Genomic DNA, 26,457 nt, shown 5'->3' with positions numbered 1-26,457 from the left:
GCACAACAGCGGATCATCGCGGCCATGCGCCCTCTCCTTTTTCAAAAACACGATGCCGAGCTGAATAGGCTCGCGAATCCTGAGGAATCACCATGAAGAAACTACTTCTCGCCACGGCTTTCGGTCTGCTTTCGCTTGCCGCGCAGGCCTTCGCCGATATCACCGTTACCGATGTAAAGGGCCGGACGGTAACCGTCCCCAAGGTGCCGGAACGCATCGTGCTCGGCTTCTATTACGAAGATTATCTTGCCATCGGCGGCCCCGGCGCGCTCGACAAGGTCGTGGCGCTGTCGCTTTCCACGTGGAAGGACTGGCGCCCGAACCAGTTCGCGGCCTACGAAAAAGCGCTGCCGAAGCTCGCCTCGATCCCGGATGTCGGCAATACGGAAGACAACACATTTTCCATTGAGAAGGTCATTGCCGCCAAGCCGGATCTGTTGATCCTCGCCGCCTGGAACTACGATGCGCTCGGCGAAGGCATCAAGCAGATCGAAGCCGCCGGCATTCCGATTGTTACCCTCGATTACAACGCCCAGACCGTTGAAAAGCATATCGCCTCGACGCTTGCGCTCGGCAAGCTTCTCGGGACCGAGGCGCGGGCAGAAAAACTCGCCGACAACTACAAGCACGCCTTCGAGGATATCGACGCCCGCATCAAGACGGCAGGTCCGACCACCCGAAAGGTCTATGTCGAGCTCGCCCAAAAGGGTGCGACCGAAGTCGGCAACTCCTATGGTTCGAGCATGTGGGGCGCTTTGATCGACAAGCTCGGCGGCCAGAACATTGCCAAGGGCCAGATCGGCAACTGGGGGCCACTCAGCCCCGAATATGTGCTGGCCCAGAAGCCTGACCTGATCTTACTCGCCGGCTCCGAGTGGCTGAACAAGCCGCAGGCCGTCATCGTCGGCTTTGGCGCTGATCCGGCGCTGGCCCGTGAACGCATGAGCGCCTATGTCGCCCGTCCCGGCTGGAGCGACCTGCCCGCCGTCAAGGATGGCGGTGTCCATGCCCTCTATCATGGTGGCGCACGAACGCTGTCGGATTATGTCTACGCGCAGTACATTGCCAAGCAGCTCTATCCCGCAGCCTTCAAGGACGTCGACCCGGCAAAGAACATCCGTGACTATTATGACACCTGGCTGCCGATCAAGGCTGAAGGCGTCTTCGTGCTGCCCTACAAGGCCGAGGCACAATGACAGACACGGCTGTTTCGGCAGACGCGATGCGCGACGGTTATCGTCGCGCATCTGCCCGGCGGTTAGGAGCAATCCTCGCCGCTGGCCTTTGCCTTCTTCTTCTGATGACCCTGGATCTCACAACGGGACCATCCGGCATGCCACTCGCGGATGTCTGGCACGGGCTTGTGGCCGGGCCGAACGGTGCGGACCGGGCGGTTGCGACCATTCTGTGGCAATTGCGCATGCCGCAAACGCTGATGGGTGTCTTGGTCGGTGCATGTCTCGGTCTTGCCGGCCTGCAGATGCAGACCATTCTGGGCAATCCGCTGGCCAGCCCCTTCACACTCGGCTTTTCGGCGGCCGCCGGTTTCGGAGCTGCTCTCGCGATCATGTTTGGCGGCCTCATTCCCCTGCCCGGCTACCTCGTGGTGCCCATCATGGCTTTTTCCATGACGCTGGTCGCCTGTGGGCTTGTCTATCTCATCGCCCGGCTTCGCAGCGCAACGCCTGAAATTCTAGTGCTCGGTGGTATCGCTGTTCTGTTCTTCTTCCAGTCCGTGCAATCGCTGCTGCAATTTCTCGCCTCGCCGGAGGTGCTGCAACAGATCGTGTTCTGGCTGTTCGGCAGCCTGCTGAAATCCACCTGGACCAGCGTTGCGGTGACGGGAACAATCCTTTTCGCCTGCCTGCCTTTCGTTCTGCGCGACACCTGGGCGTTGACGACGCTGAGACTCGGTGACGCCAATGCGCTCAGCCTCGGTTTGTCGGTCGAGGCCTTGCGACGGCGTACCTTCCTGCTGGTGGCGTTGCTGACGGCAGCAGCCGTCGCCTTCGTCGGGACGATCGGTTTCATCGGCCTTATCGCTCCACATGCGGCCCGAACGCTTGTGGGCGAGGATCACCGTTTCGCCCTGCCGCTATCGGCCTTGACCGGCGCCATCATTCTGATCGGCGCTTCGGTCTTCGGCAAGTTCATCTCGCCCGGTGCGGTCATCCCGGTCGGCATCATCACTGCCGTCGCCGGCGTGCCGATCCTCTTTGCCATCATCATCCGTCGTGGCGGGAAAGGTGCGGTGTAACCATGGTCCTCAGGCTCGATACCGTCAGAGTCACCCGGAGCGGCACCTCCATCCTGCGCGATATCAATGTTCGGCTGGGTCGTGGCCAGATCGTCGGGCTGGTCGGTCCGAACGGCGCCGGCAAGTCCACGCTCATCAACGCCATCGCAACACTGATCCCCTTTTCAGGCACGATCCGATGGCAGGGGCTGCCAATCCGCCTTCGCGAGATCGGCTACATGCCCCAGCAGGCTCAGGTACGCGCTGACCTCAGCGTCATCGAAACCGTGCTGCTCGGTCGCCACGAACAGCTTGGCTGGCGGGTCGCAACCACGCATCTGGACCAGGCACTTGGTATCCTAGAAGATTTTGGTATCGCTCATCTTGCGCGACGCAACATGCAATCACTTTCGGGTGGTCAACAGCAACTCGTGCTTCTGACCCAGCGTCTTCTGCGCGAGCCAAAGCTAGTCTTGCTCGACGAGGCAACGAGCGCGCTCGACATTCGTCACCAGTTACAGGTGTTCGACCGGTTACGAGCGTATGTGGGGCGTAGCGGTGCGCTGGTCGTTATTGCCATTCACGATCTCAACCTTGCCGCTCGTCATGCCGACACGATCATGCTGCTCGACCAGGGGCAGGTTGCCGGTTCCGGCTCGTTCGCGGAGGTCATCCATGAACAGGCCCTTCGCGACGTCTACGGCATCGAAGCCGAACTCCTGAGAGCCAGCACCGGCCACACCGTCATTCTCCCCGTCACCGCCTACGGATCAACGGGGCCGACTTCCAACGGAATACACGATGTCCAGCTCAACTAATGGGGCCATTCCAATGATAAGAACGACCGGTGTTGTCACATAAACCTGCTGTCAGTGAGTGGGGCGTAGAGATGGCGGGATGAAGAATTCCGCCATCAGTTATAAGCGTCACCGTTTCCCGCAACAGATCATTGCCTATGCGGTCTGGTTGTACTTTCGGTTTCCGCTGAGCCTGCGCCTGGTCGAGGAATTGCTGCTGGAGCGCGGGATCGTCGTCTCCTATGAAACGATCCGCCGATGGGGCCGGAAATTCGGACCGGCCTACGCGAAGCGAATCCGTCGCCGGCGACCGTCGCGCCGGGACATCTGGCATTTGGACGAGGTGGTGGTTACCATCGCTGGCCGCAAACACTGGCTTTGGCGTGCGGTTGACCAGGACGGCTATGTTCTCGATGAGATCGTTCAAAGCCGGCGCGATACGAAAGCCGCGAGACGATTCCTGATCAGGCTACTGAAGAAAACAGGCATGCCGCCCAAACGGATCATCACCGACAAGCTCCGCTCTTGCCGGCTGTCGAGCACAGGTCCCACAAGGGTCTCAACAATCGAGCGGAAAATTCTCATCTGCCGCTGCGAAAACGGGAACGCACGATGCAGGGTTTCCGATCAGCCGGCAGCTTGCAGCGGTTCATCTCGATCTTCTCGGCGCTCCGAAATCTCTTCGTCACCCCGCGTCACAATCGATCCGCCCTGGCCACTCACCTTCACCGTATCCGCGCAATAGCGCATTGGAAGGCCGTGACGGGCGCGGTTGCCTGATCTCAGAGAGCCATGGCCATAGTTTGATCACCGCTCGATAACGTGACAACTCCCGCTTGCAACATCCGACAGCCCGCGAACGACCAGTCAGGACGGTGTTGGCCGAACGCAATATGGATGCGGCTCTCGAAGCTCCGCGCACTTACGACCAAACCACCTGCTGAAAATAATATCCGGGTTCGCCAACGTGGAGACGTGACCGACGCAGGAACCCGTGGCAGCCCCGTCGGCTCAGGACGGCTTTGCCTGTCCGTCGTCGAATGATTTGAGACTTTTTGGGCTTTGGAAGAATGGAGTGTCCGGCTCGGTTTGCGTTTTGATTTAAGCCGCTTTGGCCTGGTGGTTCAAGCGGCGCTGTTTGATCGTGTCTCGTTTGATCCTTTCGCGCTCGAGCAGGATGGTCTGGCTGCGTCCGAAGTAGACGTCGGCCGGGGTGAGATTATCGAGGCTCTCGTGGTATCGGCGATGATTGTAATGCTCGACGAAGGCCGCGATCTGGGCTTCCAGGTCTTCCTGGAAGAAGTAGTTTTCCAGCAGGATGCGGTTCTTGAGCGCCTGGTGCCAACGCTCGATCTTACCCTGGGTTTGCGGGTGTCCGGGAGCGCCGTGGACCTGATCGATCTTGTACTTCTCCAGCCATTCGCCGAGATCGGAGGCGACGTAACACGGACCGTTGTCGGACAGCAGGCGCGGCCGATGTTCGACCTTGACCTTGTCGCAGCCTGAGGCGGCCAGTGCCAGGTCGAGCGTGTCGGTGACGTCATCGACTTTCATGCTGGTGCATAATTTCCACGCGATGATGTAACGCGAGAAGTCGTCGAGGATGGTCGATAGGTAAAACCATCCCCAGCCGATGACCTTCAGGTAGGTGAAGTCGGTTTGCCACATCTCGTTCGGGCGGGTGGTTTTGTCCTTGAACTCGTCATTGGCCTTGATGACGATATAGGCTGGCGAGGTGATCAGGTCATGAGCCTTGAGCAGACGGTAGACCGAAGCCTCTGATACGAAATAGCTTTCCGTGTCGGTGAACTTCACCGCCAGCTCGCGCGGTGACAGATCGGCGTGGTCCAGCGCCATTTCGATAATGCGATCCCTGATATCGTCGGGAATGCGGTTCCACACCCGTGATGGCGCAGACGTCCGGTCCTCAAGGCCTTCTACGCCGTGGGTAAGGAAACGATCATACCAGCGGTAGAAGGTTGGCCTTGGAATGCCGAGCCGGTCGAGGGTTTGCCTGACCGACAAGTGCGACTGCTCGACCAACCGGATGATCTCAAGCTTTTCGGTGGCGGGATATCTCATTCGTCGTCGGCCCCATCCGCGATCATGCTTTTTTGAGCAGGCGGTTTTCCAGGGTAAGATCAGCCAGCGCCTCTTTCAGGTCGCGGCTTTCACGGCGCAGCGCCTTGACCTCGTCACTGGTCGCAGAGCGAGCGGTATCGCCTGCGAGCCGCTTCTTGCCCGCTTCGAGGAATTCCTTTGACCAGCTATAATACAAGCTCTCGGCGATCCCCTCACGGCGGCAGATCGCAGCGATGCTGTCTTCGCCACGCAGCCCTTCAAGCACTATGCGGATTTTATCCTCGGCTGAATGGTGCTTGCGCGTGGCACGGCGGATATCCTTGATCGTCTTCTCGGCCGACGATGTCTGCGGCCCGGTTTTCTGTCTCATCTTCGCTTCCTTTGAGTGAGCTACGATGAGCCGAAAATCCTCTCTTCTCAATTAAACCAATTCTGTCTCATGGGCGCTGATGTCGGACAGGCTTTGCCGATGATCGAAAGTCGACCAGAAGCAATAAAGCGGCACCACAAACGATAAATATATCGGCTGTGTTGAACGATGGCCAATGCCAATCGCCGACGTAAAAGTCCAGAAAGTCCGTTACGCCGCCGATGATCAGACGATCGATGACATTCCCTGTCGCTCCGCCCAATATAAGACCAATTGCCGCCGCTTGGAGTGTCGACTGCGCCCTGGTCAGCCACATGAAGAGTGCGACCATGATCACCGCCGACAAAAAAACCAGCGCCCAAACGGAACTCGTACTGAACATGCCAAAGCTAACGCCCGTGTTCCACCCCAAAACCAGATTGAAGAAACCGGTGATCGGGATAACGCGAGGCGGAACCATGACCCAGTTTATGATGATCCACTTGGTTGCCTGGTCTACCACCAATGCAGCCAACAATACGGCCATGGCCAAGCTCATATTTCGGCGTCGGACAGACACAAATTTACTCCAGTAAATAACAAGGCTTCACCCGGCTAAAATTTTCAACCAACGCCTTCAACTGCGGGTTTCGCTGGCATGTTCAAAATACTGATAGCTCCGATCATCCCGAAAACAACAGATAAAGCGACCAGGAGCATGACTGTTCCGAAGACAATACGACGGAGCATTCTGTGTTCGCTCATTTTGTCGTCCTCAGCAGACGCAGCGCGTTCATGGTCACAAGAACGGTAGCGCCCGTATCAGCGAGGATCGCAGGCCACAATCCGGTAATACCCAGAATCGTTGTCACCAGAAACACGGCCTTTAGACCGAGGGACATGGCGATGTTCTGCAAGATGTTGCGCATTGTCCTCTTCGAGAGCGCGATCATTGCCGCCACGTCGCTAACGCGTCCATGGAGAACAGCGGCGTCCGCCGTTTCCAATGCCACATCAGTGCCGCCGCCCATCGCGATACCGACATCGGCAGCGGCCAGGGCCGGCGCATCGTTGATCCCGTCGCCGACCTTGCCCACGACAAAGCCTTTGGACTTCAGCTCGCCCACGATGCGCTGCTTGTCCTGCGGCATGAGTTCCGCACGAACTTCGATGCCCAACTGAGCGCCGATCGCCGTCGCCGTCCGGCTGTTGTCGCCCGTCAGCATGACGATCTTCACGCCAGCATCCGAAAGTGCCTTGAGGCCAGCTTGCGCATCGGCACGAGGTTCATCGCGCATGGCAATGGCGCCGGCAGCAACCCCGTCCACGATGAGAACGGAAACCGTCTTTCCCCGATCATTGAGCGCGGCGATGGTGTTGAGCGCCTCTCCCGGTAGGGGCGCCTGTTCGGCAGCGGCCTTGGGAGAGCCGAGGAACAGACGCTTCTCCTCGACAGTCGCGGTCACTCCTTTGCCGCCCAGAGCCTTGGCGTCCGTTGCTGCGGGAATGTCGATGCTCTCGGATTTGGCCGCCGTCAGAATGGCAATGGCCAGAGGATGGCTTGACCCCGTTTCGAGGGCCGCCGCCAGCCGCAGGAGCTCTTCCTCGGAGCGCCCGAAAGAGACGATGTCCGTCACTTTGGGCTTACCTTCGGTGAGCGTTCCGGTCTTGTCAAAGGCGACCGCCGTCAGCTTGCCGAGGCCCTCCAGAACAGCGCCGCCCTTCATCAGCAGGCCGCGACGCGCCCCGGCCGAAAGCGATGCGGCAATGGCGGCAGGCGTCGAGATCACCAGTGCACAGGGGCAACCGATGAGAAGGATAGCCAGTCCCTTGTAAACCCACTCGGACCAATCACCGCCGGCCAGAAGCGGCGGCAGAAGCGCAACCAGCGCGGCGACGACGACCACACCCGGCGTGTAATATTTCGAGAAACGATCGATGAAGCGCTCCGTCGGCGCCTTCGATTCCTGCGCCTCCTCCACAAGTCTTACGACGCGCGCAATGGTGTTGTCCTCGGCGGCTGCGGTGACCTCGACCCTCAGCGCTGCATCGCCATTGACTGTGCCCGCGAAGACGGTGTCTCCCACCGCCTTGCGCACGGGAACGCTCTCGCCCGTAACAGGGGCTTCGTCAATCGCGCTTTCGCCCTCGACGATCAGACCATCGGCGGAGATCCGGTCGCCCGGCCGCACAAGGATCGTCGATCCGACCTGAAGGGATTCAGCCGGAACTTCCCTGATCTTGCCCGCTTCTTCCAGCAGCGCAACCTTGGGAACCAACGCGGCAAGCGCCTTGATGCTGTCGCGCGCCTTGCCTGCGGCAACGCCTTCGAGCAGTTCGCCGACGAGGAAGAGGAAAACGACGGCGGCGGCTTCTTCCGTCGCATTGATGACCAGAGCGCCGATTGCGGCGATCGTCATCAACATTTCAATTGAAAACGGCGTGCCTGACACCGCAGCCATGACAGCCCGCCGTGCGATCGGTACAAGTCCGACAAGCATGGCGGCGGCAAACGCATAAAGCGAAATTTCAGGCATCAGATGCCCCACCGCATAGGCCGCCACAAGGGCTGCCCCCGCCAGGATGGTCAGACGCCCCTTTTTGCTTTTCCACCAGGCCCCCTGTGCCGGACCGATATCGTGGCCATGCAGACCTTCGATCTCACCCGTGGCATCGGAGCCTTTTCCATCAGTGTTTCCAGATGCTTGAGCCGGCGTATCGCCGCGAGGAGCCGCCTGCGAAATGCTGTAGCCGAGACCCGAGACCTTTTTTTGCACGTCGGCCAAGGAAACGGAAGCGTTGTGCCGGACGGTCATCGTGCCGGCCGTCACCGAAACGGAAACGTCCTCCACGCCCGGCACGCGACGAACGGCGGTATCGATCTTCGAGGCACAGGACGCGCAATCCATGCCGCCGACAAGAAAACGCGTCCTGTTCGAACCATCGCCATACAGCGCCGTTTCATCCGACGTCGCAGCAACCTCATGCGCGTGGTCGTGAGCACCCGTACCCGCACCACCGTGATGGTGCTCATGCGCGAGATGATCGTGGCTGTCATTATGATGATGATCCACGCCGCAATCGCATGGATCGCCATCGTGCGCAGCGGCCTTCGCGCCACCTTCATGGTCATGGTCATGGTCATGGTCATGGTCATGGTCATGACCGTGTTCATGCTTGTGGTCATGATTACAAGACGGCCGGTGACTATGCGGCCGTTCGGATTGCGGATTGCTCTTCGGAGCGATCCGCGAAACGCTGTACCCCAACTTTCCGACCTTTATACCGATGGCATCGAGGTCACTCGTCTCGTCATGTATGACGGTCATCGTACCGGCGGTGACGGACACAGACACGTCCTCCACACCCGGCAGTCGGCGCACGGCAGTATCGATTTTGGCAGCGCAGGATGCGCAATCCATACCATCGACCCGGAATTTGCTTTTAAATGATGAACTCATGACGTGATCCTTATCAATTAGCGCCACCCTAGAACCTCCAGTCACTAGAGGTGCAAGCAGAAAATTTGGAGATGGGCTTGCAGGTAAAAGTGCGCAATGCAGCGGTACCGATCCCGCGCAGTTAATCATCTGGAAACGATGCTTGCTTAGAGTTCGTTAATCATAACGGCGCTTCTATCGGTTCCCGAAGCACCGTTACGGACCGCGTGATAGCCTTACTTAGCTTCCCAAACGTCACGTCGGCAGGATGTTGAACCCACGGATTTCAAGAGTTTGCGTATGTCGTCTTCAGACAAAACAGGATCCAAGCCGTTGCGCATCAAGCACAGGCTCGTTCACGCGGCAGCGCTTTGTCTGGGTTTTCTATCACTTAGCACTCTTGCAACAGCAGCCTCCCCGGACACACGCAGCCTGAAAATCCAGTTCATTCATACGGGCGAAAAGGCGGAAATCGTATTCAAGCGAAACGGTCGCTATGACCCGAAGGGTTTGCAATCGTTGAACCGCGTATTGCGGGACTGGCGTCGCAACGAACCGACAGAGATAGACCCCATGCTTTTTGATCTCGTATGGGAGGTCTACAGAAGCGTGGGCGCAACAGGCTACATCAACGTCGTGTCCGCCTACCGATCGCCCGAAACGAACGAAATGCTGCGCAGCACGACACGGGGCGTGGCCAAGACCAGCCAGCACCGACTTGGCAAAGCCATGGACTTCTTCATCCCGGGTGTTCCGCTGAAGACGCTTCGCGAAACGGCGATGAAGTTTCAGGTTGGCGGAGTGGGTTACTACCCAACCTCAGGCTCGCCGTTCGTTCATCTCGACGTGGCGCGCGTTCGGGCCTGGCCGCGCATGAGCCGTCAGGAACTCGTCCGGCTTTTCCCCGATGGCAAAACGCTTCACATTCCCGCCGATGGCAGACCCTTGCCCGGCTATGAACAGGCGGTTGCAGAATACCGTCAGCGCATCGCCCCCGGAGGAACGCTGATCGCTGGAAAATTCTCCGCCAAGGGTAGCGCGGAACGAGAGGCTTCGCCCGTTCTGACGGCGATGTTGCCAAAAACCGAAAAGCCAGCGGAGCAAGCGATCTCGACCATCCTTACAAGCGATGCGACACGCCCCTCGACTGAGAAACCGGCCGTTCTTGCGACAATCCCAGTCCCTCGGCTCTTGTCGAGGGCACAATTCGATGAAGGCAGGCAAGCGCCTGTCGATGTTGCCTTGCTTACGCCTGCTAAGGCCATCGGCTCGACATCGGATGTATTTCTTTCGCCACATCCCGCATCGACTGGCGCACAATCAGGAGGCAGAATAGCCCTTCCATCAGGCGAAAGCGCCACTGCGCAAGGAACAGCCTCTAGTGAGATCGATGATGGCAACGGGCCTGGCTTCGTAAATTCCCCTGCCCTTGAGGAGGGCAGCACCGAATGGGCGTTCAACCGGCAGGACCAGATCGAGGACACGGGCCGATTTTTGAACACCCACAAAACAGTCCATGTGCTGGCAAAGAATTTCACCCGACCTGTAGCGGCGAAGCTCTCTCTATCTGCTGAGGGTGAAACGCGTAGCCCTGCCAGCATCAGGCTTCTGAACTAATCTGGCCACATGCGCCAATCTTCAGGCAAACATCCTGCGAAGTGGACCACTTTCCTGTCTTTCTTCACGGGCATATGAACCGACACAAATGGGTGGCGTGGTAAAAGCGGGCAGTTTCAAGGAGATCCGCATGAAAATGAACTGCCACAAAAAGACGGTTAACCGGGCCGCCATGGAAGCGCCGGCTCGACACTCGACAACGGCGACGCTTGGCCTCGTCCTGCTTCTTGTTTCTGGTCAAGCAAAGGCGAACAACGCAAGCCACGCCCCAGATCCGCAGGGCATCACCGTCGAACACGCTCAATTCGTCCCAGTTGCAGGGAAGAACCAAGTCGATATTTACCTGACGATCTACAATGCGCTCGCAAACGACGCACGCATCAAAAACGTAGTCATTCCCGGATATCGGGACATGACTGTTATTCGCCGAACCGCCGACTTTTCAGGCTACCAGGCAATGGCGTTGCAACAAGCGTACATCGGAATTCCGAAACGCACCGAACTATTTATGGGGCCAGACACCTTTTTTCTGCGCGCTAGCACCGACTCCCCTGCCAGCAAGACAGTCGCTAATATTCAATTCAGCAACGACGTCACAATTAAGGTGCCCTTAAATAAAACAACACCTGATCTTGCGCCAATTCCACATCATCATGGAATAGGGGACTTTATGACTAGCGGTCCCAAACAGAAAGAGCCGGGTTAACGGCGCCTCGACGGGAAAAAAGAAAAAACACCTTCTGCGCCAATGGCAATGCCCAGAACAAGCGTAGCAACGGGCATTGTGAGAGCCTCCAGATCGCTATGGCCAACAACCCAACACAGCCCGACAAATATAAGCCATACGAAGCTACCGCCACTAAATGAGAAAAAACCGAAGGCAAGGATCTTTTTGAAAAAAGAAAACATGGCACCTCCTGCTCCGACGTTATGTCATCGCGAGTCAAAAAAGGAACACAAGATTTATTGTAGGGCGTTCAACGCAATGTGATTTTTTTTCGCGCCACCTCTCTTGCAGCTCAAGTGGCTAGAGCTTTTAAGGTCGCCGCGATTTGCAGGCAGGAGAGACTATGCAGCGCAGACAGATCGTAATGGGAGCCGCCACGGGTATTGGCGCATTGTGGATTCTGGGCGGGCCGGCCAAGGCTGCCGAGATTCCCCCTGCCCTGACAAATCCGGGACCACTGACCGAACAGGTCTTCGGTGCGGCCGACGCTCCGGTGACGGTGGTTGAATACGCCTCGATGACCTGCGGCCACTGCGCGAATTTTCATCTGAATGTCTGGCCGGACGTCAAGAAGGAGTTCGTCGATACCGGCAAGGTCCGCTTCATCATTCGCGAATTCCCGTTCGACCCGCGTGCGACAGCGGCCTTCATGCTGGCCCGGTGCATGGGTGACGACAAGTGGTATGCAACAGTGGACCTTCTGTTTCGCAGCCAGTCCGTTTGGGCGCGCGCGGCGGATGGAACCCAGGGCTTCCTCTCCGCGCTCTCCCTGACCGGCCTCGACAAGGCGACCATGGAAACCTGTCTTTCTGATCAGGCGCTTCTGGACAAGATCAACAAGGTTGCGGCGACGGGCCGTGAACTGGGTGTCAGTTCGACGCCGACCTTCTTCGTGAATGGCGTCAAGTACGAGGGTGTCATCCCTCTGGAAAAATTCCGATCCATTCTGGCACCCCTTCTGGCGGAGGCCGGAAAATGATCAGCAAGGCACTCTTCAGCGTTGGGGTCATCTGCATCGCAGCAACCGCGGCATCTGCTCAGGAGGCGGCAGGCCCAATTGCTGCCCGGGTAAACGGCGTCGAGATCACCACCTCCGACGTGGCCTTCGCGGCAGCCTTCTTCGGCAACCCTTCGCCCGACGCCCCCACCGCAGCACGGACCTCGGCGATGGTCGATGCCATGATCGACATCAAGCTCCTCGCTGCCGAAGCGCGCCGCCAAGGCATCGAGAAACAGGCGGACTATCAGCGGCAACTGAATTTTCTGGCCGAGCAGGCCCTGCGGTCGGCGTATCTTTCCCAGGAGGTCGACAAGGCCGTTACGGATGAAAGCGTTCGCGCCTTCTACGACAAGCAGGTCAAGGCCATCGCGCCCGTCCAGGAAATCCGGCTGAGCCATATCCTCCTGAAAACCCGCGAAGAGGCTGACAAGGTGAGCACCGCCCTGGCGTCCGGCCAGGCTTTCGAAACACTGGCGAAGGAGTCCTCGGCCGATACCGTCTCGGGGCGCGAAGGCGGCAGCCTTAGTTTTCTCAAGAAAGAGGCATTGCCGGCGGAAATAGCATCCGCCGTTGCGGGCATGAAACCGGGCGAAGTGGCCAAGGCGCCGATCCAGACGCCGTTCGGCTTCCATGTCGTTCGCCTGGATGAAGTCCGCAACGCCCCGCCTCCGTCGTTCGAGGAACTGGCGCCGCGGATCAGACAGTCGCTCGAATCGGCTGCGATTCAAAGCATTGTTGCCCGCCTTCGCACCTCGGCGAAAATCGAAAAGCTCGTGCCGGATGTGCCGATGCCAGCCGATAGCGGCGACGGCCACAACCACGATGGCAATGGCCAGGAATAAGCAGGTCGCATGATCGCGTCGTCCTTTTTGAACAGACAGTCTCTTCGGGTGCGCCGGCTTCTTGCGCCGGTGATGACCATGGCCGTCTGCATGCTGCTGACAGGGTGCGTGGCCAGCGACATGATGCTGTCAGACGTGTCCAGCGAGCCTCCCAAGCTTTCGTCGGCTGTCACGGCGGAGATGGCGAAAAAAGCGATGACACCGGACGCGCCGGTGCTTGTGCGCATATTCAAGCAGGAAAGCGAGCTGGAAGTCTGGAAAGTGGACAAAACCGGCAACTACGCTCTGTTCAAGACCTATCCGATGTGCCGCTGGTCCGGGAAGCTCGGGCCGAAAACCAGCGACGGCGACCGTCAGGCGCCCGAAGGTTTCTACCATGTCTCGGCGGGCATGCTGAATCCGAAGTCGCAATATTATGTCTCCTTCAATCTCGGCTATCCCAACCGGCTGGAATCCGCGCTCGGCTACACGGGCGATGCGCTGATGGTGCACGGCGCCTGCTCGTCCTCGGGCTGCTATGCGATGACCGACCAGGGGGTTGGCGAGATCTACGCGATCGTTCAGGCGGCCCTCAAAGGGGGACAGGAACGCTTTCAGGTGCAGGCTTTTCCCTTTCGCATGACCGCGAAAAACATGGCCCAGCATCGGGACGATCCCAATATGCCGTTCTGGCGCACGCTCAAGGAAGGCTATGATCTTTTCGCGCTGACCCGCCGCCAGCCGAAGGTCTCCGCCTGCGGCCGTCGTTATGTCTTCAACATGGATTTTCAGGGAAACGAACCGGCGAGCCCGCTGGCGGCCTGCCCACCGGGCACGACCCAGAACGCACCCGCCCTCGTTGCGCAGCTTGAGGCGGAGCGACGGAAAGTGGACGAGGCGTCGTCCGAAAGCCGGTCCGTGGCGGCCTTGTCCTACGTGGATGGCGGCATGCACCCGAGCTTTCGCTCCATCTTGAAGAATCAGGGCGCGACGAAGATGGCCAAGAGCGTTTCAGGCATTTCCTATCCGGTCAGCCGGCCCGAGGCCGCGCTGGCGGATCCCTACAGCGCGCCCCGGAACTGGAAACCCAGAGAAGCCGTCAAAGACTGAAACGGGTCACGAATGATGAAGCCCTCCATAACAACCGATGACGTCCCGGTGCCCGGCGACAGGGGAGCGATGCGTGCTGTTTAAGGCGATGCCCCGATGGCAAATCGATTGGCGGTTGCTGTCGTTCCTTACGGCGCTTTATCTGCTTGTCTTTGCGAACAAGACCTTCTGGACCAAAGCCAGCCTTTACCTTTCCGGCGCGCCCGGTCCGCTGATCGCGCTCGCGCTCGGCGTTCTGGCCCTTCTCACGGCCATAACGTCCATCGCCGCGTTCAGGCCGGTCTTCAAGCCCGTGCTTTTCCTTCTGATCGCCATTGCGGGAGGAGCCTCCTGGTTCATCGACTCGCTCGGCGTCCTGATCGACACCGAAATGGTGCGAAACGTGATCGAAACGACCCCCGACGAGGCAGGCGATCTGCTGACGGCGGGGTTCGTGTGGCGGATTGTGCTCGGCGTGCTGCTGCCATGCCTCCTGATCGCCCGGCTTCGCGTTCGCTTCCCCTCGGCACGCCGGACGGCGGCCTGGAACGCGGGGATTGTGTTCGGCTGCCTCGTGACGGCCGTTCTTGTCGCGGGGATCTACTACAAGCCGTTTTCGGCCATCGTGCGCAACAACCGCGATCTGGTGAAGACGCTCAACCCCGTCACGCCGTTGGTGAGCACGATCAAGGTCGCGCTCGCAAGCGGCAATGAAGCCCGTATCGTCGCCAAACCGTTGGGCACCGATGCGAGCGTGAGCACAGCCGCAAACGGGCAAACCAAACCGCGCGTCGCGATCATCGTCGTCGGCGAGACCGCCAGAGGCGCGAGCTTCTCGCTTGGCGGCTACGCACGGGAAACCAATCCGCTCTTGAAACAACAGGACGTCATCTATTTTCCGAATGTTTCCAGTTGCGGTACGGCAACCGTTGTCTCCCTGCCCTGCATGTTTTCCGATCTCAAGCGCTCGGGCTATACCCGCGAGGCGGGAATGGCGCGTGAAACCGTCGTCGATGTGCTCCAGCGGGCAGGACTTGACGTGACGTGGCTGGAGAACAACACCGGCAGCAAGGGCGTCGCGGACCGGGTGCGCTTCATCGACATCTACAATTCCACCGATCCGCGCTTTTGCGAAGACGGCACCTGTGACGATGAAATCGCCTTTGAAAAGATCGATGAATGGCTGAACTCCGTGAAGGAAGACAGCGTTCTGGTCTTTCACCAACTCGGCAATCACGGGCCGGCCTATTACAAGCGATACCCCGCGCAATTCCGCAAGTTCCTGCCCGAATGCACGACGACAGAGCTTTCGAAATGTCAGGATCAGGAAATCGTCAACGCCTACGACAATGCCATTCTTTATACGGATTACATCCTCTCCGGGATCATCGATCGCCTGAAGGCAAAGCGCGACAGGCTGGCCACGGGCATGCTCTACGTTTCCGACCACGGTGAATCGCTCGGCGAAAACGGTCTTTATCTCCATGGAACGCCGTATTTCATGGCGCCGGATGAACAGACCCGTGTTCCGATGCTCACCTGGCTCGATCCGGATTTCGCCAGCGGCATGGGCGTCGATACCGCCTGTCTGCGGCAGGAACGTTCGAAAGAACTGTCCCACGATAACCTTTTTTCCAGCCTGCTCGGCATGATGAACGTTTCGACGAGCGTTTATAACGCCGGGCTGGACATGTTCGCCGCCTGCCGGAGCGGCCCAAAACCTATTCCTAAATCAGTCGACAGTGCCAATGACGGGGACAAAACATGAAGCTTGAACAAACTCACATCGGTCGCCGCGGCCTGCTGATCGGGGCCGTGTCCCTGACGGCGGCGCTGGCAGGATGTACCACGACGGCGAGCCAAAACGCGCCAACGCCTCTGGTCGCCCGCCGCCCGCTCGGTCCGCCGAGCGAAGCCGAAATGGCCTTGCGCTATGCCGCGCTGGAGGACGAGGGCCATCAGCTGCCAGCCGTTCCCTTCAAGCAGATCGATCCCAAGTTCTACCGGCAGCGAGTCGAAAACACGACAGGCGAGCCTGCTGGGACCATCGTCGTTGATACACCCTCCAAGTTCCTCTACGTCATCGAACCGGGCGGCACGGCCATGCGCTACGGCGTGGGCCTCGGCCGCGCCGGCTTTGCCTGGGAAGGCGAAGGTGTGATCCAATGGCGTCAGAAATGGCCGCGCTGGAAGCCGCCAGCGGAAATGATCGCCCGCCAGCCGGAACTTGCAAAGTATTCGGTCGAGAACGGCGGCCAGGAGCCCGGCCCGTCCAACCCCCTTGGCGCCCGCGCGCTTTATATCTTCAAGGATGGCCAGGACACGCTTTACCGTTTGCACGGCACGAAGGAATGGTCCTCCATCGGTAAAGCCGTGTCTTCCGGTTGTGTGCGCCTAATCAACCAGGATGTGATCGACCTTTACCAGCGCGTCCCCTACAAGGCACGTATCGTCGTCAAACAGTAACCAGGATCTAGAGCATTTCCGGTGAACAGGGATCGCCGGAAATGCTCTACGGTGAGGACCTGATCAAACAATTGTCTTTATTGCGTGATTCCGCATCCGCACGGCGCTTTGCCGCCGATCACATACACGTCGGGAGGCTTGGAAAACGCCTCTATCAGGAAAGCGGTATGCGACATCCTGGAAGGCGGCGAAAGCGCGTTCCAGGAGCGCGCGCGAAGACTGCGCGTAAGTCTGGAGCGCTAGGTGTGGTGATCTACCAGCGTCTCCGCCTCTGCCAGGGATACCGGCCATCGTCAGACAAACTGTCTTGCCATTTGCTGATGTGGTCGTCCATTTGCTGCATCAGGTCGCCCTCGGCGTCGATGTCGGAGACAAGGGCGACGCTGACGAAACCCGGCTCGCCAGCGACGGGCGGTAAGCGCCAGACCTCGTAGCGTGTCACGCCGTTCTTCGTTCCAACTGGCGGTGTCGGGTTTGGTCCCCAAGCATTGGCAAGCTTTGGGTCGCGTTCCCGTAGCGCTGCAAAGTCGATCGTCCATCGCTGGTCGGACACCGTGCCAAAGGCGGGGACGATTCCGGGGATGAGATAATCCCGCACTATGTTGTCGAGGTCATGGAGGACTGTTGGCGGCGTCTTGGGGTTCGGTCTCACAACGACTTCGAGTGCCACAGCGACTACGAGCGGATTGATTATCCAATCCCAGCGGTTCTTGAAGGTGGCGATCTCGGCCGACACGCTTTGTTTGAACACCGTTGAGCCGCCGCTGGTAATTGGCAATTCGCCGACCTGAAGCCGGAGTTTGGAATCGCCAACCAGCCCGGCCCACATCGTATTGTCGAACCCCGTCGGTATCCCCCGCGGGAGGCCATACATCCACCCTAAGACTGGGATGTCTACGCCGCTCCGTCGGAGTAGCGCACGCTGGGCGCTCCAACGCACCATATCCCGATATGCCTCGTACATTTTGTCGCCGAGGGATTTGCGTTGGGCTTTCTCGTCATGAACGAGATCGCGAAACGTCTCTATCCACTCACTTTCGCGATCCCGCTCATAGTAGGACTCCATGCTTTCTGTGGATTGGAGAGCCTTGCCCGCGAGTTCCAGATCGTCGAGCATCGCCGCAAAAGGCCTTGCCTCGATACGAATGCTGGGGTTGTCCTCGCCGTGACGACACGAGACTGATAGCGCCTGGATCTGGCTATCATCGGCATAGAGGAGGCTCTTTTTCGGCCATTTGACGCCGGCCATTCGGGTGCCAAGAAGGTCCAGGAAGTTTTTGGCGATCGTATGTGCATGCGGTGGAGTCTTGCCGGCGGTTGCAAGGTCCAGCTTGAGCGCTATGTCGCCCCGGAACGTGCTGCGTTTGATCGACGTGAGATCTTCGGCAACTGCCGTCTGAAAAGCCGCTCGGTCGGCGAATGACATCTTTTTCGACTGAGGCTCGATATCATCGATGCTGATGTGGATCCGCCGCCCGCGTCGTGCTTGATATCGGGCGGACGCGCCTGCGTCGCTCGCCAAGAAACTTTTAAAATCGCTCAATGCAGTCCGGATCCCATTGGTTGGAGAATTTATTTCCGATCACGATCACCGGCACTGTCGACCTCTCCGATATGCCTCATTCCCAAGGACGCCTTCGACACGAGCCTCGGTAACAGATCTCGATCTCAGGGCCGAGACAAATTACGTTTCAGCGGCATCGTAAAGTTAACCGGACTTGGAATTGTATATGCGATGAATGGGCATGACCGACCGTGATCCGCTCTACCACCGCCACCGTTTTCCCGCTGAGGTCATTGCCCACGCGGTGTGGCTCTATTTCCGCTTTCCGCTGAGCTTACGGATGGTCGAGGATTTGTTGGCGGCGCGCGGCATCATTGTCTCCCATCAAACTGTCCGACTATGGGCAGAGAAATTTGGTCGTACCTTTGCTAACGAGATCCGCCGCCGCTCATCCGGCCGGCTCGGTGACAAGTGGCACCTTGATGAGGTCGTTATTTTGATCATGGGCAAGAAGCATTGGCTATGGCGTGCCGTGGATCAGGACGGTTTCGTCCTGGAGGTTCTGGTGCAAAGCCGTCGCGACGCCAAGGCTGCCAAGCGCCTGATGCGCAAGCTGTTGAAGGGACAAGGCCGTGCGCCGCGCGTGATGATCACCGACAAGCTCCGATCTTATGACGCCGCAAAACGAGAGGTCATGCCCAGTGTCGAGCACCGCTCCCACAAAGGTCTGAACAATCGGGCCGAGAATTCCCACCAGCCAGTCCGACGGCGAGAGCGGATCATAAAGCGCTTCAAGTCAAAGCGGCATTTGCAACGCTTCGTTTCCATCCATGATCAGATTGCCAACCTATTCCACATCCCGCGCCACGACATCCCATCCAGCCATCATCGCCAACTGCGCGCAGCGGTTATGAACCTGTGGGCGATGATCGCTCGGGCATGAGCGGTGTATACGGCAGGCGTCACGACTTGGCTTCTCGGTCGTTAACTTTACGATGCCGAGAATTTTCATGTGCCGCTGCGAAAACGGGAGCGGATGATGCAAGGCTTCCGATCTACGGGAGGTCTTCAACGCTTCGTCTCCGTTTTCTCCGCTGTCCGTAACCTCTTTGTCCCACCCCGCTCACAACGCTCCGCATTCCAAAGTCGAGCTAACGCATCCTGGCGATCGCAGAATGGAAGGCTGCCGCTCGCGGCGTGGCCTGAAGACAATCCCGAAGGCAGAGCGTCTCCCGTGCATCGGAACTCAGGTTAACGTGACATCGCCGTTTGTCGACCTTCATCCGGATGTTCTCGGTCCTGAGTTGATCATGTTCATCGCGGAGCTTTTGGTTTTCGGCCTCCAGCTTTCCGATCCAGATGTCAGCCCGCTCCACCAGACCAGTCACAAGCTCTCGCAACGCCTTCAGCGAAAGCGCGTCGGCATCCTCAGCCATGGGCAGGCGGAGCTTCGCCATGAAGGAAGAATTTCATGATTTGCAGAAAACAGGAACCTCTCCTGCCACAAGATTTGCTCCAGTTACAGGCAAAAGCGTGTCTATCGTCGTCATGATGCCACGCAACTCGGCTAGCCCTTTCAACCGGCCAATGCAGGAATAGCCCGGATTAACCTGCTTGCCGATGTCATCCACGATGGCATGGCCATGATCGGGACGCATGGGAATTTCGTGATCCGATCGCCCCTGCGCGGTGCGCCGCCGTTCTTCCTCCATCAACGCCTGCGTAACCCGCACCATATCCGTATTGCCGGCAAGGTGTTCTGCCTCGTGGAAGGAACCATCACCTTCCCTTGTCACGTTGCGCAGATGAGCAAAATGGATATCGGCGGCAAATTCCTTGGCCATTGCAACAAGGTCGTTCTGCGGATTGGCGCCAAGCGACCCGGTGCAGAGCGTCACACCATTCGATGGGGATTTGGCCGCATTCAGCACATGCCGGAAATCATCGGCGTTGCAGACGACACGCGGCAAGCCAAATAGCGGGAACGGCGGGTCATCGGGATGAATGGCGAGCTTGACGCCATGCTCTTCGGCCACGGGCACGATTTCCTTGAGGAAGGCCACGAGGTTGCTCCGGAAGCCATCTTCAGACAGTTCCCGATAGATATCGAGCATATGGTTCAGGCTTTGCCGATCATAAACAAACTCACGGGCCGGCACCCACTCGATAAGATTGCGTTCCAGCCTGGCCAGATCGCTTTCGCCCATCTGCGCCAATCGTACCCGTGCGCGCTCCACCCTCTCGGCAGGATGATCGGCTTCGGCGCCCGGACGCTTGAGAAGGAAAACATCATAGGCGCAGAACTCCACCACATCGAAACGCAGCGCTGTGCCGCCATGGGGCATAGGATATTCTAGATCCGTCCGGGTCCAGTCGGTAATCGCCATGAAATTATAGCAGACCGTTCGTATTCCGGCTTTGGCGACGGCGCGAATGGAAGCCTTGTAGTTATCGATCAATTCGCGGAACCGGCCAGTGCGCGTCTTGATGTCCTCATGCACTATAATGCTTTCGACAACAGACCATTCAAGGCCCGCCGCCTCGACGACGGCCTTTCTTTTCAGAACCTCATCCAACGGCCATGCACGGCCATCGTTCAGATGATGAAGCGCGGTAACCACACCAGTCGCACCAGCCTGCTTCACATGGTTCAATGTCACCGTGTCGACCGGCCCGAACCAGCGCCATGTCTGTTTCATTTTCCTTGATCCTCGTTATTGAGGCGCAGGAGAAGCGCGTAAACACCCTCCGCACGCAATTGCTGCAAGGTGCAGGCAACCATATCGATGAGGTGCCCCTTCTCAGCCGCACCACGGGCAATGCCGGCAGCGTCGAACACAAGCTCCACAGCCGCCTGCGGTGGCATTTCGCTCAGGCTTTCCCTGCGGAACCGCCCGTCCAGAGGGTCGGTAAAGCCCTCAACGTCACTTGAGCCGAGCGCCTCGACCCATGCGGCAAGTACAAGCGCCAAACGCCCGCATACCTTGCCGGCTGCCAGCCTCTGCAAGGTGGCCGCGACAATCCGCTGCGGCAATTTCTGCGATCCGTCGTTCGCGATCTGCGCGGTCCGGTGTTTCAAAGCGGTGTTGGCGAAACGCGCGGCGAGCTTGCGGGTGTAATCTTCAGGCCCCAGTGCGTCGGCGCTTTCAAGTGTCGGCACAAGATCAGTCCAGAGCCCTTGAATGAAGCCTTGAATCGACGGATCGGCGAATGCATCCGCAACCGTCGCCTTGCCGCACAGAAGACCGAGATAGGCAATCGCGGAATGTGCGCCATTAAGCAAACGCAGCTTCATGGTTTCGTAGGGAGCGACGTCATCGACCATGGTCACGCCGAAACGCTCCCAATCGGGACGCCCAAGCGGAAAATGGTCCTCGATGACCCACTGCCGGAAGAGTTCGGTGACCAGCGGCCAGGCGTCGGCAACGCCAAGACGCGCGGAAATCCTTGCGCGATCCGCATCGGTCGTTGCGGGCACGATGCGGTCAACCATGCAGGAGGGGCACGCAACATCTTTTTCGATGTAATCCGCCAGGTCTACCGAGCGCAGCCGGGCGAACTCAATGAGGAGCCGGTGCAGCACGCGGCCGTTGGCCGGCAGGTTATCGCAACTGAGGACGGTGAATGGTGCGATCCCTGATTTCCACCGCCGCGCAAGCGCTTCTACCAGAAAACCATGCGCAGTTCGTGGCCTGCCCGGCGTCGCCACATCCGACAGAATATCGGGATGCGCCGTGTCGAGATCACCGTTCGCATCGCGCAAATAGGCTTTTTCGGTAATCGTCAATGTCACGAGACGTGTCCGCGGGTCAACCATGCGGGCAAGAAGCGCATCGGGCGCCTGCGACGCGGTCAGGACATCGAGAACCGAGCCGACCACGCGCAGCATCTCGTTGGCTCCATCACGTTCGGCAACGGTGTAGAGGCCCCGCTGCGGCTTCAGCGCATCACCCGTATCGGGGCTTCGCAGGGAGGCAGCAACAATGCCCCATCCGGCATCACCTGCAGCAATACAATCGTCGATGAACACGGCCTGGTGCGCCCGGTGAAAGGCACCTGCTCCGAGATGCACGATCCCCGCCGTCACACCACGGCGATCATAGGTCGGACGAAGGACATCCGCCGGAAGCGTGGCCAGCGCTTCCGGTCCGAGACGCACGATGTTCATCATTATTCTCCGGGAGTTACTCGATCCTGAGACCCGTTTTTGCGTCGAACAGATGCGCATTCGAAGGCATAAGCGTCAGCGGCAACTGATCGCCCGGCTTCGTAACGATACGTTCGCGCAATTGTGCCGACACTTTCTGCTCACCGATGCTTCCAAGCAGGAAGGTTTCGGAGCCGGTCGGTTCGACCGTCGTGATCGCCAGGGAAAGCGGCGCATCTGCGCTTCCCGCGGAAAGATGTTCCGGCCGAATTCCGTAGACCACCGGACGACCGGCCTCTGCGGCAGCCGGAGATGCAAGCGGCAACACCACACCATCCCCAGTCACGACAGATTGGCGGTCATCTGAAATGACACCGTTAAGAAAGTTCATGGACGGAGAACCGATGAACCCGGCAACGAAGGTGTTGGCGGGGCGGTCGTAAAGATCTAGAGGCGCACCGATCTGTTCGATGACACCCGCACGCATGACGACAATCCGGTCGGCCATTGTCATGGCCTCGATCTGGTCGTGGGTGACATAAACCGTCGTCGTTCGGATGCGTGCGTGGATGTCCTTCAACTCCGCCCGCATCTGGACGCGCAACTGGGCATCCAGGTTCGACAGCGGTTCATCAAACAGAAATACCTTGGGATTGCGCACGATGGCACGCCCCATGGCAACGCGCTGCCGCTGCCCGCCGGAAAGCTGCTTGGGATAACGGTCAAGATAATCCGCAAGGCCAAGAATACGGGCAGCGTCGGCTACACGTTCAGCAATTTCCGGTTTCGGGCGCTTGGCGAGACGCAGGGAAAAGCCCATGTTTTCCGCAATCGTCATATGCGGATAAAGGGCGTAATTCTGAAACACCATCGCGATATCGCGATGCTTGGGTTCCACGTCGTTTACCACCCGGCTATCGATCCGGATGGTACCGCCGCTGATCTCCTCAAGCCCGGCTATCATTCTCAGAAGAGTGGATTTGCCGCAGCCGGACGGGCCAACGAGGGCAACGAATGAGCCATCCGGTACATCGATCGAAACGCCTTTGATGGTCTCGACGTCGCCGTAAGCCTTGCGGACATTCTGGATTTCAACGGATGCCATGGACTTGTCCCGATTGTTCGACAGAAAAAGGATTGCGCGACAGTCTCTCTGCCACGCCGATGGCCGCCAGCAGGCTGACCCCGGTATGATAGGCCGGATCGAGGTCCGGCGTGGCCGGTACGAAATCCACAGGCCCGTCTTTTGTCATGGTCTGGTAGGCAACAGGTGGCGTACCGCGCCAATAGGTTTCGAAGAAAGCCGCATCAGCCGCCTTCCACACGTCAAGGCTTGCCACGCTTCCCGTCCGCTCATACGCAAGCGCCGCCGCCCTGATTGTTTCGGGCAGCGACCACCACGGACAGAACGGGCTGAGCGGCTGGCCGGATGCAATGGAAATATTGAGGGCAATTCCCGGCCCGACAAAGCCCTTGTGAAATGAGCAAACCAGAATGCGTTCAAGCCTGGCGATGAGCGCCGGGTCGGCATCTTTATCGAGATAGTCGAGGGCAAAGCCGACAAACTCGATACCGTGACCGAGATTGCAGGAATCGCCGCCAGGCACATTGCGCAGCAGCCCCTCACCCTCATCGAAATATCGGTCCAGAACGTAGTCTATGAAGCGATCGGCAAAGGCCAGATGGGCATGGTGACCGGCCCGCTTGAGCATAGCGGCGGCTCCGAGCAGGATCATGCGTGGTCCGAAATCGTCCGCTTGCTCCGACAGTGCCTGAGCGCCGAGCGGACGGCGTTCGTCCATCTGGAAGCGCCCATCTTCAATAGCGGCAATCACTGCATCGAAATAACCAAGGTGAGCATCCAGATCCGGAAAACCGAACCGGCTTGCGGCAGCCACAAGTCCCTTTGCAACGAATGCATCCGTGTAGGTGTAAACCTCGGCAGGCCGGACCTGCCCGGCAATCACACCATTCTGGTCGGCATAAACGGGCTGGAAAGCAGCATCATAGCAGAAATAGGCGTGCCCATCGTGTCGCTGAAGTGCGCTGAGCAGGACATATAGCCGCTTGGCGGAATCATCGAGTTTCCTGGCAAACGGCGGCAATTCATCCTGAAAAAAGGCCGCATGCGCCACCAGCGCCTCGAGCCCGCGTCCCTGAATCCACCCGTAAGTGTAGTCCGGTCCGCGTACCCCGTCCTTTGCATCGTAATCGGCAAGCGTCAGGCTGTTCGTCTTGGTATTGAGAAATCCCCCGGCCAGCGATGGCCGCTGCAACATCCAGTACAGCGTTCCCGCGTTGACGGCAGCATAGCCGGTTCGCTTCTGCGTGTAGAAATCCGTGGCCATCGGTTACTCCTTCATGCCTGTGCTGGCCACGCCCTGCACAAAGTTGCGGCGGAGGATGACAAACAGGAGAATGGATGGAATGAGAACTGTCGCGGACGCCGCGCTCAGGCGACCGAGATCGACGGTAAAGCCGGTCTGGAAAAGCGCCAGCCCCACTTCGATCGTATAACTCGACTGGGTCGTGGCGATGATCATCGGCCAGGCAAAGGCCGTCCATGCCTGAAAGAAGGCCAGCACGCTGAGCGCGCCGAGCGGCCCGCGCAGAAGCGGTAGAACGATATGAAGGAAAATCCAGAATTCACCGGCGCCATCGATCCGCGCAGCTTCCAGCAGTTCATCGGGAACCGCATGGATCACGTTCTGGCGGATCAGGAATATACCAAAGCTCATGACCAGATAACCGATCAGCAGCCCCCATGTGGAGTTCAGCAGGCCAAGCGCCTTCACCTGAAAATAGAGCGGGATCATATAGACTTCGAACGGCACGACGGCTGTAGCCAGAAACAGTGCAAAGATCACATTCATCGACCGGAAGCGGAACTTCCCGAAGATATACCCTGCGATTGCCGAGGTCGCGACGATTGCGATCATAGACATAACTGCAAATGACAGACTGTTACCAATCCACCGCAGCAACGGAGTTTCACCGAGAACGGCGGAGAAATTTTCCAGCGTCGGGTCGCGCGGAATGATCGTGGGCGGCCATGCCAGCATTTCGGCCGGTGTCTTGAAGGCGTTTGCGACAAGAAAGACAAGCGGCAGAAGCATGAGAATGGAGACGACGAACAGAAACACATCGATCGAGACATCGACAATCTGTTTCTTGCGGCGAAGGCTGCGGCCTTCGCCGTGTTCGGCTGCATTGTGGTCGGAGGATATGGTCATCACGCTTTTCCTTTTTCCCGGAGCAGACCGAACTGGACAAGCGTCAGGAGCAGAACGATGGCCAGGAGCACGACAGCCTCGGACGCCGCATAGCCGACGCGATAATTGCGGAAACTGTTTTCGAGCATATCGAGAACCAGAACCCGGACCTGCCTGCCCGGAGCGCCCTGCGCATCCGAAGCAAGAATGAAGGCCTGGGCATAGACGTTGAAGCCGGAAATGAGCGTTACGACCGAAACATAAAGCGTGATCGGCTTGAGCATGGGAACCGACAGATGCCAGAAGCTCTGCGGACCGGATGCGCCGTCCAGCCTGGCTGCCTCATACAGCGAAACCGGCAGGTTCTTGAAACCGACGAGATAAATGAGAACGGCATATCCGAGCGCTTGCCAGGAGCAGAGCACGATGATGCAGATCACCGAGAGAACAGGATCGAAAAGCCATGCCTGCGGTTCAACGCCGAAAAAGGACAGGGCTGCATTGAGCGGGCCAAGCCGGGCATCAAATATCCATTTCCAGGCCATTGCTGCCGGTACGAGTGAAACGACATGGGGAATGAAGACTGCCGTTTCATAAAAGCCGGAAAGCCGCGACCGGGTACGATAAAAGATCAGCGCCGCGATCACCAGCGCAGCCGGGATCGTTATGATGAGCACGCCGAAGGCGATGATCGTGGTGTTTATGAGCGCGGACTGGAAAAGATGATCACCCATCAATTCCCTGAAATTCTCAAGCCCGATGAAGGGCTTCCTTTTGGAAAGGATGTCCCATTTATAAAAGCTGAGACGCAACGTGTCGACGATAGGATAAAGCCGGACATAGGCGAAGATCGCCAACGTCGGCAGTATGGCCATCATCGCGAATGTCCATCTTTTTCTCTTCAGCATATCACCTTCCCCGGAAGACGCCCGCAACCTTCAGATTGCGGGCGATACGGTTGATGCGGAAC

Annotated in this window: 23 protein-coding genes and 3 pseudogenes; 13 read left to right on the top strand and 13 right to left on the bottom strand. The window is 58.6% G+C overall.

Features of this window, described 5'->3' with window-relative positions:
* Positions 1-92: 92 nt before the first annotated feature.
* From GGQ66_RS08120 to GGQ66_RS08105, 4 genes and pseudogenes are all read left to right on the top strand, one after another.
* Positions 93-1,196 carry an ABC transporter substrate-binding protein gene (locus tag GGQ66_RS08120; protein WP_183791268.1) on the top strand — a complete coding sequence of 368 codons (1,104 nt, stop codon included), beginning with the start codon at positions 93-95 and terminating at the stop codon, positions 1,194-1,196.
* Positions 1,193-2,257, top strand: a complete 1,065-nt coding sequence (locus GGQ66_RS08115; RefSeq protein WP_183791266.1) for a FecCD family ABC transporter permease — start codon at positions 1,193-1,195, stop codon at positions 2,255-2,257. The genes GGQ66_RS08120 and GGQ66_RS08115 overlap by 4 nt, the downstream gene beginning before the upstream one ends.
* 2 nt (positions 2,258-2,259) lie before the next feature.
* Positions 2,260-3,054, top strand: coding sequence for an ABC transporter ATP-binding protein (locus tag GGQ66_RS08110; protein WP_183791264.1), 795 nt, complete (start codon positions 2,260-2,262; stop codon positions 3,052-3,054).
* 79 nt (positions 3,055-3,133) lie between these two features.
* Positions 3,134-3,813: pseudogene (locus GGQ66_RS08105) on the top strand (IS6 family transposase).
* Positions 3,814-4,134: 321 nt separating this feature from the next.
* Here GGQ66_RS08105 and GGQ66_RS08100 read toward each other — a convergent pair.
* The 4 genes from GGQ66_RS08100 to GGQ66_RS08085 all read right to left on the bottom strand — a co-directional run bounded on the left by GGQ66_RS08100 (position 4,135) and on the right by GGQ66_RS08085 (position 8,925).
* Positions 4,135-5,485 (bottom strand): IS3 family transposase gene (locus tag GGQ66_RS08100; RefSeq protein ID WP_183791437.1). Its coding sequence is split into 2 segments (ribosomal slippage): positions 4,135-5,149 and positions 5,148-5,485, totalling 1,353 coding nucleotides; the frame shifts between segments, so codons are not numbered across the junction.
* Between the two features lie 67 nt (positions 5,486-5,552).
* Positions 5,553-6,011, bottom strand: a complete 459-nt coding sequence (lspA, locus tag GGQ66_RS08095) for a signal peptidase II (RefSeq protein WP_237358825.1) — start codon at positions 6,009-6,011, stop codon at positions 5,553-5,555.
* A gap of 77 nt (positions 6,012-6,088) precedes the next feature.
* The gene (locus tag GGQ66_RS08090) at positions 6,089-6,229 is read right to left on the bottom strand and encodes a hypothetical protein (protein ID WP_183791455.1); all 141 of its coding nucleotides are present in this window, start codon (positions 6,227-6,229) and stop codon (positions 6,089-6,091) included.
* The gene (locus GGQ66_RS08085; RefSeq protein WP_183791260.1) at positions 6,226-8,925 is read right to left on the bottom strand and encodes a heavy metal translocating P-type ATPase; all 2,700 of its coding nucleotides are present in this window, start codon (positions 8,923-8,925) and stop codon (positions 6,226-6,228) included. The genes GGQ66_RS08090 and GGQ66_RS08085 overlap by 4 nt, the downstream gene beginning before the upstream one ends.
* Positions 8,926-9,204: 279 nt before the next feature.
* Here GGQ66_RS08085 and GGQ66_RS23065 point away from each other — a divergent pair.
* Positions 9,205-9,913, top strand: a pseudogene (locus tag GGQ66_RS23065) (peptidoglycan L,D-endopeptidase MepK); the annotation flags it as partial.
* 738 nt (positions 9,914-10,651) lie between these two features.
* Positions 10,652-11,227, top strand: coding sequence for a hypothetical protein (locus GGQ66_RS08075; protein WP_183791256.1), 576 nt, complete (start codon positions 10,652-10,654; stop codon positions 11,225-11,227).
* On the opposite strand, the gene GGQ66_RS08070 is transcribed toward GGQ66_RS08075, so the two are convergent.
* Entirely contained in the window at positions 11,224-11,430 is a 207-nt protein-coding gene (locus GGQ66_RS08070) for a hypothetical protein (protein WP_183791254.1), read from the bottom strand. The two genes, GGQ66_RS08075 and GGQ66_RS08070, sit on opposite strands and share 4 nt — an antisense overlap.
* 161 nt (positions 11,431-11,591) lie before the next feature.
* Here GGQ66_RS08070 and GGQ66_RS08065 point away from each other — a divergent pair, with 161 nt between their 5' ends.
* From GGQ66_RS08065 to GGQ66_RS23420, 6 genes and pseudogenes are all read left to right on the top strand, one after another.
* A complete protein-coding gene (locus GGQ66_RS08065) occupies positions 11,592-12,227 on the top strand; it encodes a DsbA family protein (RefSeq protein WP_183791252.1) in 636 nt (211 codons plus the stop codon).
* Complete coding sequence (locus tag GGQ66_RS08060; protein ID WP_183791250.1) at positions 12,224-13,090, top strand: peptidyl-prolyl cis-trans isomerase; 867 nt, start codon at positions 12,224-12,226, stop codon at positions 13,088-13,090. Before GGQ66_RS08065 ends, GGQ66_RS08060 begins: the two co-directional genes overlap by 4 nt.
* Before the next feature lie 90 nt (positions 13,091-13,180).
* Complete coding sequence (locus GGQ66_RS08055; protein ID WP_237358838.1) at positions 13,181-14,179, top strand: L,D-transpeptidase family protein; 999 nt, start codon at positions 13,181-13,183, stop codon at positions 14,177-14,179.
* Between the two features lie 73 nt (positions 14,180-14,252).
* Entirely contained in the window at positions 14,253-15,926 is a 1,674-nt protein-coding gene (locus GGQ66_RS08050) for a phosphoethanolamine transferase (protein WP_370686311.1), read from the top strand.
* Entirely contained in the window at positions 15,923-16,624 is a 702-nt protein-coding gene (locus tag GGQ66_RS08045) for a L,D-transpeptidase (RefSeq protein ID WP_183791246.1), read from the top strand. The genes GGQ66_RS08050 and GGQ66_RS08045 overlap by 4 nt, the downstream gene beginning before the upstream one ends.
* A gap of 90 nt (positions 16,625-16,714) precedes the next feature.
* Positions 16,715-16,867: pseudogene (locus GGQ66_RS23420) on the top strand (AAA family ATPase); the annotation flags it as partial.
* Positions 16,868-16,877: 10 nt separating this feature from the next.
* Here GGQ66_RS23420 and GGQ66_RS08040 read toward each other — a convergent pair.
* A complete protein-coding gene (locus tag GGQ66_RS08040; RefSeq protein ID WP_183791244.1) occupies positions 16,878-18,167 on the bottom strand; it encodes a hypothetical protein in 1,290 nt (429 codons plus the stop codon).
* Positions 18,168-18,369: 202 nt separating this feature from the next.
* Here GGQ66_RS08040 and GGQ66_RS08035 point away from each other — a divergent pair, with 202 nt between their 5' ends.
* Positions 18,370-19,071 (top strand): IS6 family transposase, encoded by a 702-nt coding sequence (locus GGQ66_RS08035; RefSeq protein WP_183791241.1) that lies wholly within the window; start codon positions 18,370-18,372, stop codon positions 19,069-19,071.
* Between the two features lie 208 nt (positions 19,072-19,279).
* Here GGQ66_RS08035 and GGQ66_RS23060 read toward each other — a convergent pair whose 3' ends face one another.
* The 7 genes from GGQ66_RS23060 to GGQ66_RS07995 are packed head-to-tail and all read right to left on the bottom strand — an operon-like array spanning position 19,280 to position 26,395.
* A complete protein-coding gene (locus GGQ66_RS23060) occupies positions 19,280-19,585 on the bottom strand; it encodes a hypothetical protein (RefSeq protein WP_237358824.1) in 306 nt (101 codons plus the stop codon).
* A gap of 12 nt (positions 19,586-19,597) precedes the next feature.
* On the bottom strand, positions 19,598-20,827 hold the full coding sequence (uxuA, locus tag GGQ66_RS08020) for a mannonate dehydratase (RefSeq protein WP_183791237.1): 1,230 nt from the start codon (positions 20,825-20,827) through the stop codon (positions 19,598-19,600).
* Positions 20,824-22,296: a mannitol dehydrogenase family protein gene (locus tag GGQ66_RS08015; RefSeq protein WP_183791235.1), complete on the bottom strand. Its 1,473-nt coding sequence runs from the start codon at positions 22,294-22,296 to the stop codon at positions 20,824-20,826. Before GGQ66_RS08015 ends, uxuA begins: the two co-directional genes overlap by 4 nt.
* Before the next feature lie 16 nt (positions 22,297-22,312).
* Entirely contained in the window at positions 22,313-23,380 is a 1,068-nt protein-coding gene (locus tag GGQ66_RS08010) for an ABC transporter ATP-binding protein (RefSeq protein WP_183791233.1), read from the bottom strand.
* On the bottom strand, positions 23,367-24,623 hold the full coding sequence (locus tag GGQ66_RS08005) for an AGE family epimerase/isomerase (protein WP_183791232.1): 1,257 nt from the start codon (positions 24,621-24,623) through the stop codon (positions 23,367-23,369). The genes GGQ66_RS08010 and GGQ66_RS08005 overlap by 14 nt, the downstream gene beginning before the upstream one ends.
* A 3-nt stretch (positions 24,624-24,626) precedes the next feature.
* Entirely contained in the window at positions 24,627-25,508 is an 882-nt protein-coding gene (locus GGQ66_RS08000) for a carbohydrate ABC transporter permease (protein ID WP_183791230.1), read from the bottom strand.
* Positions 25,508-26,395, bottom strand: a complete 888-nt coding sequence (locus GGQ66_RS07995; RefSeq protein WP_183791228.1) for a carbohydrate ABC transporter permease — start codon at positions 26,393-26,395, stop codon at positions 25,508-25,510. The genes GGQ66_RS08000 and GGQ66_RS07995 overlap by 1 nt, the downstream gene beginning before the upstream one ends.
* Positions 26,396-26,457 lie beyond the last annotated feature (62 nt).

The organism is Allorhizobium borbori, assembly GCF_014196535.1.
Classification (GTDB): Bacteria; Pseudomonadota; Alphaproteobacteria; order Rhizobiales; family Rhizobiaceae; genus Ectorhizobium; species Ectorhizobium borbori.
Note: the sequence above shows the minus strand (reverse complement) of the source record. Positions and strands in the feature narration are given on the sequence as shown.

Bases quoted from the DNA above. Each gene is read 5' to 3' on its own strand.
- GGQ66_RS08120 (WP_183791268.1), top strand. From the start codon at position 93: ATGAAGAAACTACTTCTCGCCACGGCTTTCGGTCTGCTTTCGCTTGCC.
- GGQ66_RS08115 (WP_183791266.1), top strand. From the start codon at position 1,193: ATGACAGACACGGCTGTTTCGGCAGACGCGATGCGCGACGGTTATCGT.
- GGQ66_RS08110 (WP_183791264.1), top strand. From the start codon at position 2,260: ATGGTCCTCAGGCTCGATACCGTCAGAGTCACCCGGAGCGGCACCTCC.
- lspA (WP_237358825.1), bottom strand. From the start codon at position 6,011: ATGGCCGTATTGTTGGCTGCATTGGTGGTAGACCAGGCAACCAAGTGG.
- GGQ66_RS08090 (WP_183791455.1), bottom strand. From the start codon at position 6,229: ATGAGCGAACACAGAATGCTCCGTCGTATTGTCTTCGGAACAGTCATG.
- GGQ66_RS08085 (WP_183791260.1), bottom strand. From the start codon at position 8,925: ATGAGTTCATCATTTAAAAGCAAATTCCGGGTCGATGGTATGGATTGC.
- GGQ66_RS08075 (WP_183791256.1), top strand. From the start codon at position 10,652: ATGAAAATGAACTGCCACAAAAAGACGGTTAACCGGGCCGCCATGGAA.
- GGQ66_RS08070 (WP_183791254.1), bottom strand. From the start codon at position 11,430: ATGTTTTCTTTTTTCAAAAAGATCCTTGCCTTCGGTTTTTTCTCATTT.
- GGQ66_RS08065 (WP_183791252.1), top strand. From the start codon at position 11,592: ATGCAGCGCAGACAGATCGTAATGGGAGCCGCCACGGGTATTGGCGCA.
- GGQ66_RS08060 (WP_183791250.1), top strand. From the start codon at position 12,224: ATGATCAGCAAGGCACTCTTCAGCGTTGGGGTCATCTGCATCGCAGCA.
- GGQ66_RS08055 (WP_237358838.1), top strand. From the start codon at position 13,181: ATGCTGCTGACAGGGTGCGTGGCCAGCGACATGATGCTGTCAGACGTG.
- GGQ66_RS08045 (WP_183791246.1), top strand. From the start codon at position 15,923: ATGAAGCTTGAACAAACTCACATCGGTCGCCGCGGCCTGCTGATCGGG.
- GGQ66_RS08035 (WP_183791241.1), top strand. From the start codon at position 18,370: ATGACCGACCGTGATCCGCTCTACCACCGCCACCGTTTTCCCGCTGAG.
- GGQ66_RS23060 (WP_237358824.1), bottom strand. From the start codon at position 19,585: ATGGCGAAGCTCCGCCTGCCCATGGCTGAGGATGCCGACGCGCTTTCG.
- uxuA (WP_183791237.1), bottom strand. From the start codon at position 20,827: ATGAAACAGACATGGCGCTGGTTCGGGCCGGTCGACACGGTGACATTG.
- GGQ66_RS08015 (WP_183791235.1), bottom strand. From the start codon at position 22,296: ATGAACATCGTGCGTCTCGGACCGGAAGCGCTGGCCACGCTTCCGGCG.
- GGQ66_RS08010 (WP_183791233.1), bottom strand. From the start codon at position 23,380: ATGGCATCCGTTGAAATCCAGAATGTCCGCAAGGCTTACGGCGACGTC.
- GGQ66_RS08005 (WP_183791232.1), bottom strand. From the start codon at position 24,623: ATGGCCACGGATTTCTACACGCAGAAGCGAACCGGCTATGCTGCCGTC.
- GGQ66_RS08000 (WP_183791230.1), bottom strand. From the start codon at position 25,508: ATGACCATATCCTCCGACCACAATGCAGCCGAACACGGCGAAGGCCGC.
- GGQ66_RS07995 (WP_183791228.1), bottom strand. From the start codon at position 26,395: ATGCTGAAGAGAAAAAGATGGACATTCGCGATGATGGCCATACTGCCG.